The 13,363-nt window shown below is 59.2% G+C and carries 7 protein-coding genes; 4 read left to right on the plus strand and 3 right to left on the minus strand.

Going from position 1 to position 13,363, the window contains the following annotated elements:
- Window positions 1–212: 212 nt before the first annotated feature.
- The 3 genes from ACYQ6J_RS08145 (at window position 213) to pstB (ending at window position 5,760) form a co-directional block, all read left to right on the plus strand.
- The gene (locus ACYQ6J_RS08145) at window positions 213–2,885 is read left to right on the plus strand and encodes a hypothetical protein (protein WP_460183687.1); all 2,673 of its coding nucleotides are present in this window, start codon (window positions 213–215) and stop codon (window positions 2,883–2,885) included.
- Window positions 2,886–2,912: 27 nt separating this feature from the next.
- The gene (pstA, locus tag ACYQ6J_RS08150; protein WP_460183688.1) at window positions 2,913–4,679 is read left to right on the plus strand and encodes a phosphate ABC transporter permease PstA; all 1,767 of its coding nucleotides are present in this window, start codon (window positions 2,913–2,915) and stop codon (window positions 4,677–4,679) included.
- A 130-nt stretch (window positions 4,680–4,809) separates the two neighbouring features.
- Entirely contained in the window at window positions 4,810–5,760 is a 951-nt protein-coding gene (gene pstB / locus ACYQ6J_RS08155) for a phosphate ABC transporter ATP-binding protein PstB (protein ID WP_460183689.1), read from the plus strand.
- Between the two features lie 9 nt (window positions 5,761–5,769).
- On the opposite strand, the gene ACYQ6J_RS08160 is transcribed toward pstB, so the two are convergent.
- Together ACYQ6J_RS08160 and yidC are read right to left on the minus strand one after the other, a co-directional pair.
- Window positions 5,770–7,212 (minus strand): tRNA modification GTPase, encoded by a 1,443-nt coding sequence (locus ACYQ6J_RS08160; protein ID WP_460183690.1) that lies wholly within the window; start codon window positions 7,210–7,212, stop codon window positions 5,770–5,772.
- Window positions 7,213–7,234: 22 nt separating this feature from the next.
- Window positions 7,235–9,814 carry a membrane protein insertase YidC gene (gene yidC, locus ACYQ6J_RS08165; RefSeq protein WP_460183691.1) on the minus strand — a complete coding sequence of 860 codons (2,580 nt, stop codon included), beginning with the start codon at window positions 9,812–9,814 and terminating at the stop codon, window positions 7,235–7,237.
- A 460-nt stretch (window positions 9,815–10,274) separates the two neighbouring features.
- On the opposite strand from yidC, the gene ACYQ6J_RS08170 reads away from it, so the two are divergent.
- Window positions 10,275–11,711 (plus strand): transposase, encoded by a 1,437-nt coding sequence (locus tag ACYQ6J_RS08170; RefSeq protein ID WP_460183692.1) that lies wholly within the window; start codon window positions 10,275–10,277, stop codon window positions 11,709–11,711.
- 589 nt (window positions 11,712–12,300) lie between these two features.
- On the opposite strand, the gene ACYQ6J_RS08175 is transcribed toward ACYQ6J_RS08170, so the two are convergent.
- The gene (locus tag ACYQ6J_RS08175; RefSeq protein ID WP_460183693.1) at window positions 12,301–13,002 is read right to left on the minus strand and encodes a hypothetical protein; all 702 of its coding nucleotides are present in this window, start codon (window positions 13,000–13,002) and stop codon (window positions 12,301–12,303) included.
- Window positions 13,003–13,363 lie beyond the last annotated feature (361 nt).

A 13,363-nucleotide genomic window follows, 5' to 3' on the forward strand; every position in this document is an offset into this window, starting at 1 on the left:
GGTGCTTTGTTGAGAAACGATTCATGGGTTCCCAAGAGAACGAGGTCCCGCCCCCAACGCGAGACGGCGATGCGCTAGCCTCTGTTCCTGATTCGACGACCGGTCGCCGTAGGTCACGGCTTCGCGTATTTCGCAACCGTTTGTGGGTTCGCTTCGTCGACGGCGTTGCCCGGTCGTTGATTACTGTCGGGGGAATCGGCACGATTATCGCCGTGTCCGGGGTGTTCCTGTTTCTTCTGTGGACGGTGATACCGCTGTTTCGGCCCGGTCGTCTGGAGCCGGTGAGTGCGGCGTCCACGGCAGCGGACCCACAGAGCGCAATAGCCGAGGGAAGCGGAACGCATTCATCGCCCGGCGAAGTGGAGTTGCCTCTTGCCACCGCGCAAACGGCGGCTCCGTCAGGAGTGGGGCAAGATCGCTTGTTGTCGACCGGCGCGTCCGGTCGCCCGGGCGGTTCCGCCGAAGTGTTGTCACCCTCTTTGAACGGCATGCCGTGCCTTCTCATTGGGGCCAGTGAATATGGCACGTGCATTTGGGCGTTGGGCGAGGACGGCGTGGTTCGACTCTACGCCGCATCTAGCGGGGGCGATGCAATAGTCGTGCAGTCGATTCCACTGTGGGCTGAGGATCAGTCGCCGTGTTGGGCCTATGATCAAAGAGCGGGGCGCGGAATTCTCGGCGACCACGATGGAAGCGTGCGACTGTTCTCCTTGAGCGTGACGGCGTCCCTGATCGACCAGGCCGAGGTTCCCCAAGACTTGGTCACCGCCGCTCCCGGGACGGTAAAGCCGTTTCGGGAAGGGGTCATTCAAAAAATCGGAGAGGGCCAATTCCGGTGGGAACGTTTGACGTGTGAAGTCTCACCTCCCACCAAGGTGAGCGAGTCGCCGATCGTCGCAATCGACCTGACGCTTCGCGGCGATGACCCGACCTTTGCCGCCCTTGCCGCCGACGGGACGCTGTTCGTTGAGTCGGTCCGAAAACAACTCAACCTTCTGACGGGCGAGGAAAGCGTTCGATTGACCGGAGGTTCGATCGGCCTCGGCGAAGACGGTAAGGATATTGGCGTGAGCAAGCCCGGCGTCTTCCTGACCGGAGCCATGGACAATGTCCTGATCTTGTGGCGAGACGGACGCGTGTTGCGATTCGATGTCCGCGATTTGACCGCCCCGCGGCTCACGGAAAGAATCAACCTCTTCCCCGACGAACCTGCTACCGTCACGGTCGCTCGATTCCTGATCGGGAAGACCACGCTTCTGGTTGGCGATAGCCTCGGTCGTGTTCACGGTTGGTTTACGGTCAATCTTTCCGACGGCGAGCGGGAGGGAGAAAATAGCGAGGGCGGCGTGCGCCTTGTACGCGCTCACACATATCCCGTCGGACCGTCTCCCGTCGCGGACATCTCCGTATCGCAACGTTCCCGATTATTTGCAGTTTCATATGCCGATGGAACCGTTCAGCTCTTGCACGGCACGGCGGAACAGTTGGTTGCCACCGCGAAACTGCGCATGGAATCGCCTTCCATCATCCGCCTCACGCCCAAGGAGGACCTGCTGGTCGCCGTGCAAGCAGAGGCGGTCAGCCTTTGGAATGTCGATGCGCCTCACGCCGGGATCACGCTGCAAACCATCTTCGGTCGCGTTTGGTACGAAGGCATGCCTCGGCCCGAGTACATCTGGCAGTCCTCCAGCGGTACGGACGAGTTCGAACCCAAGTACAGCTTGATTCCGTTGATTTTCGGAACGTTGAAGGCGACGCTGTTCGCTATGTTGTTTGCCGTGCCCTTGGCCTTGCCGGCGGCGGTGTACTCCAGCGAATTCGTGCACCCCGTGTGGCGATCGCGAGTCAAGTCCACCATTGAATTGATGGCCGGTCTGCCCAGTGTTGTGCTCGGCTTTGTCGCCGCATTGGTTTTGGCGCCGTGGATCGAGACGCGATTGGGTTTTGTGCTGGCGACGCTCTTTTGCGTACCTTTTACGTTGCTTTTGGGGGGGCACGTTTGGCTCTTCCTGAGTCCGCGCTGGTCGACTCGGTTGGAGCGCTTTCGGGTTGGCTTCGCGGCCCTCTTCGCGGTGCTGGGCGTTGGGCTTGCCTATCGTGTCGGCCCCGCCGCCGAGACTCTGTTTTTCCAAGGCAATTTTCGGCATTGGCTGGACGGCGGATCCGGCAGCGGCGCCGCTGGTTGGATGATCATCCTGCTGCCGGCGGGAGCCTGCGTCGTCGCATGGCTGTTGTCGCGACATGTGCTGCCGCGACTCCGAACGACATGGAGTGAGCGCTCGGCGACGTTTTGGGCTGCCTCGCAACTCGTCTTTTTCCTCATCGGAAGCGTGGCGACGCTTGCCTTGGCTTGGGCGGCGGGTTGGCTGATCACCAATGTCCTGGGTTGGGACCCACGGGGATCCCTGATGGGCACCTACATTCAAAGGAACGCCTTTGTCGTGGGCCTGGTGATGGGCTTCGCCATTATTCCGATCATTTTCACCATTGCCGAGGATGCCCTTTCCGCCGTGCCGGGGCATTTGCGGGCCGCGTCGCTTGGCTGCGGAGCCACGCCTTGGCAAACCGCGATGCGAGTCGTGATACCGGCGGCCACCAGCGGCTTCTTTTCGGCGATCATGGTCGGACTCGGCCGCGCCGCAGGCGAAACCATGATCGTGTTGATGGCGGCGGGGAATACCCCCATCCTGGAATGGAACATCTTCAACGGCTTTCGCACTCTCTCGGCCAATATCGCCGTCGAATTGCCGGAGGCCGTGCAGAACAGCACCCACTACCGAATGCTGTTTTTGGCGGCGTTATGCCTCTTCGTGCTCACTTTCGTCGTGAATACCGCCGCGGAAACGGTTCGGCTGCGTTTCCGCAAACGCGCTTCCCAACTGTAACGAACAAACCGGACGGATTGTTTTGTCATGAGCATGGTTACCGTGGAGCGGGAATTGCCGGCGGTGCAAACGTCGCAAACGCGACGGCGCTCGTCTCGGCCCGCCAATTTGATTGCCGCCCGAGGCGAACCGCTGGTTTGGCTCAGCGGGGGAGGTCTGGTGGTATCCTTGGTTATGATCGGCGGTTTGCTGGTGCTGATCGCCTATCATGCCATCCTCACGTTTTGGCCGACCGCCGTGATCCGAGTGGAACTCCGCGACGGAAGCGTGGCCATGGGAGAGGTCACGCGGCGAGAGCGATTCAAGCCGGAGGAGACCACGCTGAACGACCTGCCCGAGGAAGTACGCGATGCGTACCGGGACGCCATGCGGTCGGGCGAGGGATGGGTCCCACGGCGCTTGGTGCGGACAGGAAACTTCGAGTTGACCAATGAGCATTTTCGCTGGGTCGCTTCTCCTGAGATCGTACCGGGTTCGGAAACACGCCCCGAGTGGGCCTTGGTTCTGGAGCGTCTCGCCTGGGGGCGATTCTACGGTTTTCCTGAGGCTCTGCTCATCGGCGACCAAACGGTTGCCGACACGCCCGAGGCGGTTTGGACGGAGTTCCAACACAATTTCCCGCAGGTCGTTCGGCAAAGGAATGAACTGAAACAACTGGAAAAGGGCAGGCTGGGCGATATCAATCACGATATCGAAGAGGCGCGCCTGGAACTTCGCGGCGTGGAATTGAAATTCGGCAAGAAATCCGCCCAATATCAAGAGGCGGAAAAGCGATTCCAGGAAACGGAGGCGCGATTGACGCAGGAATACGACGACGTGAGTCGGCGGATCGCGGAACTGCGGGACGACATGGCTCGCTATACGCTGAAAATGAAGACTGCCGACGGAACGGAGACGACGCTCGGTTTGGCGGATATCGTGCGAGCTTATCCGGCCAATAGGCTGACGCTGTCAGAAAAATTCCAGATATACTTTCAGCGCATTTGGGAATTCTTGAGCGATGAGCCGCGCGAGGCCAATAGTGAGGGAGGGGTGTTCCCCGCCATCTTTGGCACGGTGATGATGACCCTTTTGATGAGCTTGGCGGTGGTCCCGTTGGGAGTTCTGGCCGCTTTGTACCTCCGGGAATACGCAAAGAGCGGCGTCGTCGTCAGCGCCGTGCGGATTGCAATCAATAATTTGGCCGGCGTTCCCAGCATCGTCTTCGGCGTCTTCGGGTTGGGATTCTTCTGCTACATCGTGGGCGGCGGGATCGATCGTTGGTTCTTCGAGGCCAGGTTGCCGAACCCCACGTTTGGTACGGGAGGCATTCTTTGGGCATCCTTGACCTTGGCCTTATTGACGTTGCCTGTGGTGATCGTTGCCACGGAGGAAGCCTTGGCTTCCGTTCCCAATTCCATGCGCGAAGGCTCTTACGCGTGCGGCGCAGGCAAGTGGCAAACGCTGCGGCGGGTCGTACTGCCGCAGGCGATGCCGGGCATTTTGACCGGAACGATCTTGGCCATGGCGAGAGGCGCCGGGGAGGTGGCCCCGCTCATGTTGGTCGGGGCCGTCAAACTCGCACCCGAGTTGCCTTTCGATCATCGGTTCCCGTTCTTCCACTTGGAACGAAGCTTCATGCACCTGGGATTCCACATCTACGATTTGGGATTCCAGAGTCAAAACAGCGAGGCCGCCAAACCGATCGTCTATGCTACGACGTTGCTCCTGATCCTGGTGATCCTCACTTTGAATTTGAGCGCGGTCTACTTGCGGAATCGCTTACGAAAACGCTTTGTCGTGGGACACTTTTGATCGTTCGCCGACAATTTGGTGATTTGAATGAAACGATTGTCGCGTCCCTGCGAGTTATCTGGGCCGAGATGCGGAAGCGGCACGGCCTGTCCCGCGAGGGACGCGAGATTGCGGTAACGGGAGATCAATGATGCGAGACTCGGTATTGCCCGCGTCGAATCGAAACGCTTCGTCTCAGGTGGAAACCGGAACCCCCGATGACCGACCGGAGTCGTTCGCACGCCGCCCCGACGTTTTGAAAAACCTGGAAGTCGGCGCGTCGCGACTGGAAGCGGTGGCTCGGGGCGAGAGTATTCCGAGCGAAATCCACGAGGAGATGCTGCGACTCGATAGCATCATGCAGATCGACCGGTTCTCGTTTTGGTACGGGCGAAAGCAGGCCCTGTTCGATATCAGCATGGGCATTCCCCGCGGAAAAGTGACCGCTTTGATCGGCCCCAGCGGTTGCGGCAAGTCCACATTGTTGCGATGCATGAATCGCATGAACGACCTGATCGACGGCATTCACGTTTCCGGCGAGATCCGATTGAACGGAGAGTCGATCGTCGGACCGTCCGTGGACGTCATCGAATTACGCAAGCGGACGGGAATGGTCTTTCAAAAGCCGAACCCGTTCCCCATGAGTATCTTCGAAAATGTCGTCTATCCCCTGCGGATTGACGGCGTGTCGAACCGGGCCGTTTTGCAGGAGATATGCGAAAGAAGCCTACGGTCGGCGGCCTTGTGGGACGAGGTCAAAGACCGACTTCACGAAAATGCCTTGCGGCTATCCGGTGGGCAGCAGCAGCGCCTTTGCATCGCCCGAGCGGTCGCCGGATCTCCCGAGATATTGCTTCTCGACGAACCTTGCTCCGCCTTGGACCCCATTGCGACCAACAAGATCGAAGAATTGATTCACTCGCTGCGGGGCGAGTTTACCGTCGTCATCGTAACTCACAATATGCAACAGGCGGCGCGTGTCAGCGACTATACGGCCCTGTTCTATCTGGGGCGTCTGATCGAGTACGGTCCTACCACCGCGATCTTTAGCAATCCTCACCTGGCCGAGACCGAGTCGTACATTACGGGGCGTTTTGGATGACATCTCGGCTCACTTGCCGATACAAAAGCGAGAGAACACGCGGTCCAAGATATCCTCCGTATAGACCGCGCCGACGATTTCTCCCAGGGCGTCGAGCGCAGCGCGAATCGAAGCCGCAACATATTCGTCGGCCAACGAATCGCCGAGACGGTCTCTTGCTTCATCCAAGGCGGATATCGCCGCGAGCAAGCATCGCTGCGTGCTCGCTCCGATCGCCGCAAAATCGGTTCGGGAATTTCCGATTTCCGTCAATCGGGCTACGATCAATTCCCGCAATCGGCCGATGCCCTCGCCCGTGGAAGAGCTGGTTCTGATATCAGCCTGGAAAAGCTCGGGGGATTCTTCCTTGGCCGGGCTTAAATCGCATTTGGTTGCCGCTATAACACAGCGATCACGGACCGCGCTGAGAAAACGTTGTTCTAACTCCGTGATTTCCCATCGGCAATCCGCACAAAACACGATCAAGTCGGCGGCGCTGACGGATTCCCGCGCAGAATAAGCCGCCGCCGTACTCAAGGCATCGGCCTTGGGTTCCGTCGCGATGTCGGCGATTGAAGCGTGCTGCGGCAGAGTTCCCATCGCTGTAACGGAAGAAGCCGGAGTGATAAGATTTTCTTCGCCGGCAGTGTCGATCAGGGTGATCGGGATGTTTTCCAGTTCCGCTTCCACCGCCAAATAGTCGCGGGTCGTTCCCGGCAAATCCGACACGATGGCCCGTTCGCCCTCAAGGATTGCGTTGAAGAGGCTGCTTTTCCCCGCATTGGGACGACCGCACAAAACGACTCGATAGCTCTGCCGCGCGTCCTCCCGGGAACGCAGTCGGGCAAGAATACGGCGAAGTTCGTCGGCGGCCTGATCCAGTCGCCTTTCCGCTTCACCACGAGGCAGGAAAGAGATGTCCTCTTCCACGAAATCGAGACCGGCCTCCAGGTCCACCAGCAAGTCGAGCAAGTCCTCACGCACTTGTTGAAGCGGTCGGCGAATCCCGCCCGCCAACTGCTTCAAGGCCGCGAACAGTTCCTCGTCGCTGCTCGCGGAGATGACGGCGGCGACCGCCTCCGCCTGAACAAGGTCGATCCGCCCTGCCAGAAAGGCACGCAGCGTAAACTCGCCAGGCTTGGCAGGACGAACTTGCAAACCGGCAAGACACGCCTCCAGCAAAACCGCACCGCCCCAAGTATGAACTTCAACGGACATTTGCCCCGTGTAACTTCCGCCTTCGGGCCAAAAAAAGACCGTGGCCGGCCAATTGCGGCGGATGTGAGCAGCGCGAAGCAACACGGGGATGGCAACCGCCTCATCCGGCGGCGGTGTTCCCGCAAGGTCCGGGGAGGCCACGATTCGAACGGTCGCGGCCCAGGCATCCGGGCCGGATATCCGAATGATACCCCTGGCGGAGTACCCGAGTGGTGATGAGACGGCGGCTATCGTATCTTCCCAAGTCGCGCCCATGATCTTGCCGACGTGCCATCGATTAACCGCGGCGACGAGCTTTACCGACCTTGGGTTTTTGCTGCGGCTTTTTTTCTGTGGGTTTCGGGGGCTTGCGTCCGTCTACCGTCTGCCGCAGAGTGCGATCCCATTTTTCGGCCCATTCCTTGACGGCGGCTTTCCAACGCGGTTGGGAAGGCTTTTTTGCGGCGGGCTCGGCGCCGGCAGGTTTCATCTGCAAAAGAACCTGCCGCTCGCCCAATCCCCATAAACTCGAGATGATGAAGTACAAGCATAAACCGCTGGGCACCTTGTAGAATAGAACGCCCATGAAAATCATCATGAACGTCATGACCTTCTGTTGCATGGCCGCCGTCTCATCGGCGGGCGGCGGCATCATCATCTTTTGTTGCCAAAGGAAGAGAACGATCGTCAGGATGGGCAAGAGATTGAAATACGGTCCCAACGCGAACATGCCGTGTCCGCGGTTGAACCAATCGGGCCATAAAAAGCTCCAGTTGAACAGCATGTCGGGTGCGGCCAAGTTGGCGCACCAGCGGACGGCCTCCGAAATCAGAGGCGCCTGTCTCAGCTCGACGTCGATCGCCAATGCCTTGTACAGGCCGATAAAAATGGGCAATTGAATAAAGAGCACCAAGCAGCCTGAAAACGGGTTGTAATTGTGCCGCCGAAATAGCTCTTGAATGCGTTCGTTGCGTTCTTGCAGGTCTTTGTGCTGCTCTTGAATGCGTTTGATTTCCGGTTGTAGCTCTTGCATCTTCTGCGCATTTAAGGTCTGTTTGCGGCTGACCGGAAACATGCATAGTCGTACCATAGCCGTCAACATCAAAATGGCCAGGCCATAGTTGAAGACTACATAATCGTGGAAGAAGTGCAACAAACGAGTCATCGGTTCGGCCACGAACCAAAACCAACCGTATTGAATCAAGCCGCTCAGCCCGTACGCGCTCAGCAGGTCTTGACGCTTGGGGCCTAGAAAGATATTGTACGTGTGACTGAGAGATTCGCCCGGGCGCAACGACACCGGCAAACCTGTGAGTCGGCACGAAACGTTGGTCAAGAACTCGTAATCGCGTTCCGGAGTGCCGATTCGGTAAGGACGAACGTCCTCGAACCAGAGTGAATTGGCGGACTCCTTTTGCGGTATGAGAACGGCCGAGAAATACTGGGCGTCCACGCCTACCGCCGTGACGTTTTCCGATTCGTCTTTCCACGGCACCCCCGCTTTGTCGCGGGCGATGGAATAACACGAAACCAGGCGCAGGCCGCCGCTCCCCAATTTGACGGCAACGTCGCGCAGGCCGACCGCCGACCAACTGTTGCTCATTTTGCGGGCGTACCAGGAACCTTCGGTGGGCAGGCCGTTGGGGCCGTCCAGTTGATAAGCCACCGCGACCTCGCGGTCACCGACGTTGAAACATTCCAGAGTTAAGGTCAGGTGATAGTTGGTCTCGTCCAGGTTGCTCAGTTGTTGGGGGTTTCCCTTGGCGATTCGATAAGTCTTGGTGACAACGAGTTTCTTTTCCGGAAGCCAAACGGCGAAACGAATGGTCTCCCGTGTACCGTTTTCCAAATCGGCGGGAGAGGCTTGCGGCCAATCCTGCGGGCGTCGCGGGTCCGCGTCCTCCGGTAGGACACGCCAAGTACGTCCACGCAAAGAGACGCCGGGCAATTCCAAGTCCAACTCCCGTCGGATCAACTCCTCCCGTTCGATGGGGCTTTCGGTCTTTTGAACTTTCTCTTCAAAAGCAAGACGGCGGTCCAGCAGGCGATCCTTTTCGAATTGGGCCAGCGTCGTCAGAAAGGATGGGGGAGCCGAACCTTCCGGCCGGATAAGCTCCAGCGGTTTTCGGCGCAGTGTGGCGGTAAGCTGCAATTGCTCGTTGTTGCGCAAAACGCCCAGGGTGACTTTTTGTCCGGGGCGTGTGCGAGCGAGAATGGCTTCCAAGGTCCGAACGCCCAGCACTTTTTGACCATCGACGGATTGCAAAAGATCGCCTGGGCGCAGTCCGGCCTCGGCGGCAGGCGTACCGGGACCGACGACCTCCACCGGGCAACCGTCACCGATCAAGCCCGGATCCTCAAAAATGCGGCCCAAGTAGCCTCCCCAATCCTCGGTGTCGCAATATCGGGGATTGTTCAACTCGACGCGGACGACCGCCGCTCCCTGATTCGTCAGCGTCACCAGCATGCGGTAAGGCTGTTTGGAATCCAGGGTTCCCAAAGTGTAGTAGGCCGGAAGCGGATCGGATGGGGCCGCAACCGCGGCTTGTTCCTCCGCTGCTCCTTGGTTCGGAGCGGCGCCATTGGCGTCGGATTCGGCGCTCGCCGACTGATCCGTCGCAACGGGTTTGTCTCCGGATTCCGGAGAATCATCGGCTTCCGATACCGGTTTGGGGGATTGCGGGGCGTCGGGCGCGTCCTTCGCAGATTCGGCGGAGGCTTCTGCCGCATTGGGAGGTTTTTGGGCGAGGTCGCCGCCCTCTTTCTTGGAAAAGCGCGACATGAAATAGAAATTGGCAACGATGATCGCCATCGACAGGGCGAGGAAGAGAAAATACCGCCCAAGCTCCGGCCGGTTGCCTTCGTAAGGCTCTAACATCTACGAAAACTCCATCCGATGGGGGGTGAGCGTAGGCCGGGGCCTAACATTAGGTCTACGGCAAATCGTGACAGTCCGGCCACAGTCCGTTCAGGTTATCGTAAGTTCATGAATCTCTTATTGTCCGGGTAATCCGCCGTTAGTTCAAGCCGCAAAGCTACAAGCCGAGCCCTTTGCGTTGTTCCCATCTCGCGGCATGGATGGGACTTGCGAGGGGCCTGGAAAGGGCCTTCCCCGCAGGATGTGCGGAAAAGAGGCGGTTTTTCCCGCGTTGGAGCGATTTTTCACGATTTTTCGACCAAGCCTGCGAACAAGCGGGGATTTGGTGCGTAGTAAAGGTATGCGTTCACAAGGATCGGCTTGATCCAAAGCCCCTTGGGTGGTGCGGAACAAGAACTTTCCCTGCAAAGCACGCAAAGCGTTGGCTCAATCCCTTGTTCTCCGGCTCAGGAAGACCTCCATGCAAATCCCCAACCTCCGACCTCTCTTCGCCTGGGATACCCTGGAAGATAGTCCCACCATTCGCACCCTGCGGGAATTTCTAACGTCCATTCCCGACGAGGAGTTTCTCACATCTCTGGAGAGAGCCCGGGGCAAGGGGCGGAACGACTATCCGGTCCGTGTGCTCTGGGGGACGTGGCTTTTGACGATCGCCTTGCGGCATCCGACCGTGGAGTCGTGCCTGGCCGAACTGCGGCGGAACGCGGAGCTGCGGAAGCTGATTGGGATCGAATCGGAGGACCGGGTCCCCAACGCCTGGAACATGTCGCGGTTCATCGAGCTGCTGGGCCGGGAACCGTTTCGCAGCCTCCTGCAGGAGATGTTCAACACGATGGTGCGGCGATTAGGCGAGGTGGTGCCGGACTTGGGAGAGAACCTGGCCGGGGACGCCACGGGGCTGAAGGCGCGGCGGAAGGAGGGAGAGGCGGCGGAGGAGGAGAAGGCGGAAGGTCTTCCGCAACCCAAGGGCGGTCGCAAGGAGTACACGGACAAGGACGGGAACGTGACGCGGGTGGTGGAGTGGTTCGGGTTCAAGCTGCACCTGGCGGTGGATGTGAAGCACGAAGTGGTGTTGGGGTACAAGGTCACGGAGAGTACGGCCGGGGATACCGAGACGTTGCCGGCGGTTTTGGAGCAGGTGAAACGGAATCTGCCGCAAGGTCGGATCAAGAGTCTGGCCTATGACAAGGCGGCCGACACGAATCCGGTGCATGAGTTGTTGTCGCGGGAGGGGATCAAGGCGGTGATCGAGAATCGGAGTTTGTGGAAGGAGGAGACGGAGCGGATGTTGCCCGGCCACGATGGGACCTCGAACATCGTCTACGACGAGGCGGGGACGGTGTACTGTTACGATCGGGTGAGCCAACCGATGGTGCGGTATCGGATGGCCTACATCGGGTATGAGCCGTCGCGGGAGACGATCAAGTATCGGTGTCCGGCCAAGCACGAGGGGTGGGAGTGTCTGATGAGCAAGATTTGCAATGCGGGGAAGTCCTACGGGAAGACGGTGCGTGTGCCGCGGGAGATCGACTTGCGGCGGTTTCCGGCGATACCCCGGGCGACGCGGAAGTTTGAGCGGTTGTACCGCGGGCGGACGGCGGTGGAACGGGTGAATGCCCGGCTGAAGGTGTTTTGGGGGGTGGATGACGGGAACATTGTCGGGGCCCGGCGGTTTACGGCGGAGGTGGGGGCGGTGATGGTGGTGCACGCCGCGTTTGCGACGCTGTTGGCGATGGCCCCGCGTCGAGAGGGGACGTTGGGAAAGATGTGGCTCAGTCCGATTTCCAAGGCCTTGCGGGAAAGAGTCTACGGCAAGCCTGCCGCCCCGGGACATCCCGAGTCCGGCTCCGCCGCTGAGCAAGAGCCTTCAGGAAAACCCGCCGTAGCGGTCACCTAGGTTTTTTACCCCAGAGCGGCGGACGAATCGGGAATCTTGTCGGTGCTGAGCTCGTCTCGCAGGATGACGGTCTGCGCGGAGTGCGCGCGGAAGGCCGATCAAAGACCGCTTTGAGGCGTTTTCTTCCCTGGAACGCCGCCTTTTCTTCCTTCGAGTGCCGCCTTCCCGGCTCCAGAGTCCCCTCTTTTCAAGACTCCCCGCCCCACGTATTCACCTGATCCCTCTTCCGCGACTCTTCCCGACCTATCCAGTCTCGCGCTCTTAACTCACTCCCCCGCCAAAAAGTTTACAACGCAAACGGCTCGGTTTGTTCGATGGGTGGAAACCAAGAATGGGAGACGTTTAGCCATTGTCGTATGGAACGGCCCCCCAAAGTCGGTCCACGAATATTATCTTTACGCCCACGAGCTGGCGCACATCGTGGATCGAGACACGTCCGGCGACAGGATCAGCAAATCAGACGAATGGGAGGCGGCATGGGAATCGGAAAAGGAGGAAATCGTTCATTCCGTTTATCAGCCGGAACTGAAAGAGGCCATTCTAAGAAACCGTCAGGAGGCATTTGCCGCGTTGCTGGCCTTGTATTGGATCAGTCCTCGGATTTTTCGCACTCAAAGGCAAACCATACGTCGGTTCTTGGTGGAACGTCGTCTGGTTCATCGGGAGGGGGAGATGTTCCCAGCATAAGGGGAAAGTAGACAGAATCCGGGATTCGATCCTCAAACGGTACGTAGTCTGAATAGTCATGGCCCGGAACCGGAATACAGATTGACTCGATGTCTCCTGTGTCGGGGCAGCACCAGGTGATGACCTTCACCTTTTCCTTGTGCATGTCCCTATCTCGGACCACCACGTACCACCGGCCTTCATAAAACCGCCAGGGGCGGCGCCAGCGCCGCCAGCGATAGTGGGCATAGGCCAGGAAGACACGGTGCGCCAGCCGCTTGAGAGGGTTCAGAAGAGCCGAGAGTTTCACGGCGCCAACCTCCGGAACTTTTGGTGTGCCGGCTAAATCCCGTGGCGGCATTTTGGAAAACCCACCGCTTATATTATCGTCATGACGATCGCGGATGCAAAACCGGAAAACCGATCCACCGATGACCCGTTTCCCCGGGATAAGTTCGTCACCAAGCCGGGGGTGATCGTGTTCGCGGAACACAGCACACGCCTCCGCGACGGCACGCCCGTCACCTACGACCGGGACGCCTTGGAACGCATCGCCCGCAACTGCAATCGGCGCATCGAGGAGACCGGCAATTACGCGGCCGTGTGTATCGGCCACACGAACCACGTCGCCCCCTCCGCCCGGAATTTCCCGGGGGCTGTACCTATATCTGGGTGGATTCGCTGTTGGCGGAATCGTATCCCGGCCGGCCCCTTGGCTGGAATCTTCTCGATCCTCAATATCCTTGCGACTCCCCTAGGGGGTATTAGAATACGGTCGGGCGGTGTTTAACCGCTCGGCCGATTTTTTGGTTGTCACGTTTCTACTCTTGCAACTCATTGCTCCTTCGGGGTCGGGGCCGCGACGGTTGTGCCGCGACTTTGTCGCTCTTCACTTCGGCCCCAGGGCGATTTACAGGGCGCCGCGATTCTCGGGGTTCCGGCGACGTTGGGGGAATTCCTTTTGCCGGCATGCGCCGACTCCCCTG

The sequence above is a fragment of the Thermopirellula anaerolimosa genome (genome assembly GCF_054657335.1).

Bases quoted from the DNA above. Each gene is read 5' to 3' on its own strand.
- pstA (WP_460183688.1), top strand. From the start codon at position 2,913: ATGAGCATGGTTACCGTGGAGCGGGAATTGCCGGCGGTGCAAACGTCG.
- pstB (WP_460183689.1), top strand. From the start codon at position 4,810: ATGCGAGACTCGGTATTGCCCGCGTCGAATCGAAACGCTTCGTCTCAG.
- ACYQ6J_RS08160 (WP_460183690.1), bottom strand. From the start codon at position 7,212: ATGGGCGCGACTTGGGAAGATACGATAGCCGCCGTCTCATCACCACTC.
- yidC (WP_460183691.1), bottom strand. From the start codon at position 9,814: ATGTTAGAGCCTTACGAAGGCAACCGGCCGGAGCTTGGGCGGTATTTT.
- ACYQ6J_RS08170 (WP_460183692.1), top strand. From the start codon at position 10,275: ATGCAAATCCCCAACCTCCGACCTCTCTTCGCCTGGGATACCCTGGAA.